The 1,548-nt window shown below is 60.6% G+C and carries 1 tRNA gene and 2 rRNA genes; all 3 read right to left on the reverse strand.

What is annotated here, in order from left to right:
- A 23S ribosomal RNA gene (locus tag H5V44_RS17335) occupies window positions 1-846 on the reverse strand; the annotation flags it as partial.
- A gap of 375 nt (window positions 847-1,221) precedes the next feature.
- Window positions 1,222-1,293: transfer RNA gene (locus H5V44_RS17175), tRNA-Ala, on the reverse strand.
- Window positions 1,294-1,445: 152 nt separating this feature from the next.
- Window positions 1,446-1,548: ribosomal RNA gene (locus H5V44_RS17180) — 16S ribosomal RNA — on the reverse strand; the annotation flags it as partial.

The following is a 1,548-nucleotide window of genomic DNA, read 5'->3' on the forward strand; positions in this document are numbered from 1 at the left end:
GTAGGACACCACCCCTGCAGGCCTCCACGCAGCTTTCGCCACGCTTCACCTTGCCCGCGCGTAGATCACTCGGTTTCGGGTCGTCTCCTCGCGACTCCCCGCGTGAGAGCACGGCGGCCCTGGCCTCCTGAGAGGCTGCGGCCATATCGGTTTCCCTGCGCCTGCCCGGATGCTCCGGTTAGGCTTGCCGTGAGGAGACACTCCCTGGGTCGTTTTTCAAAACGCACGACGCGACATCGGCTTCCCGAGAGTCCTACTGGTGGGTCGCCCCACGGTCGTTTGTCTCGGGACCTTGTATGCCTCGTCGTTCGATCACTGACTGAGTTCAGGCCCTATTGCACCGCCCTGTTCGGGGTGCTTTGCAGCGTTCGCTCGCGCTACTTGTTCGCTATCGGTCTCGAGGAGTGTTGAGTCTTCGCAGGTGATGCCTGCGGGATTCACGAGGGATATCCAACCCTCGCTACTCTGGAGTCGGTCCGGGACCACGCGAGCACGATACGGGGCTGTCACCCTGTGTCGCACTCCGTTCCAGGAGATTTCTCGTGGTCTTGTGGTCCGTTGTGACCGGTCCGAACACCACATTTCCCGTGAGGGATTCGGTTTGGACTGTGTCGTGTTCACTCGCGGTTACTAACGACATCACGGTTGTTTTCTGTTCCTGCTCCTACTGAGATGTTTCAATTCGGAGCGTTCCCCATTGCGCGAGGCAATTGCGGTGGGGATTCCCATTCGGAGATCCCGAGTTCTTGGCCTCCGTGCGGCTCCCTCGGGCTTTTCGCAGCTTGGCACGTCCGTCGTCGGCTCTCGAGCCGAGCCATTCACCAGCCAGTACAGTAGCCAGTCAATTCGAGGCGATCAGTGTGACGTGATCGCACCGAATCGAGTGGAGTGAGTTCGTGACGTGTGACTGTCGTCTGTGACAGTCGCAGTCTCGGTTGTCTCGGTATGGAAGTCGAGACGGTGTGTCTCGGGCATACGCCCGAGACGGTCGTCGTTGCTGTTGGTGATCTGAGACGTCCACAGTTGCCGTCAGTAATGACGGGTTCAGTGGGCGTCTGGATTGCGCGCGTACAACGGTCGTCATTGAACGTCCGGTGGCGGCCGGAGCGTCCGTCGAACCCTTCCTATCCGCGCTCTCGCGGGATAGTGCATCAGTTCGGTGGGACTCAATCTCGCGGTCGGCCCCACTTAAGGAGCGTGTTTCGAGATCGTGTCCCGGTATGGACCCGCTGGGAGTTGAACCCAGGGCGTCCTCCTTGCAAAGGAGGTGCTCTACCGCTGAGCTACGGGCCCCGTTAGCCTTGGTGGTTCTAAAGTGCCTGTCCGGTCTCCCTCGAACACACGGACGCGCAACCGTACAGTGGACGGTGATGCGTGCGTAGGATCGCGAGGTGCGAATCCGAGATCGCGAGTGAGCCGGGCGCAGCGGCCCGGTCTCGGTCTGTAGGAGGTGATCCAGCCGCAGATTCCCCTACGGCTACCTTGTTACGACTTAAGCCCCCTTGCGAAGCCCAGATTCGACCATCGGTGAGATGGCCTCATCCGGAC

This window comes from Halobellus ruber (assembly GCF_014212355.1).
Lineage (GTDB): Archaea > Halobacteriota > Halobacteria > Halobacteriales > Haloferacaceae > Haloquadratum > Haloquadratum rubrum.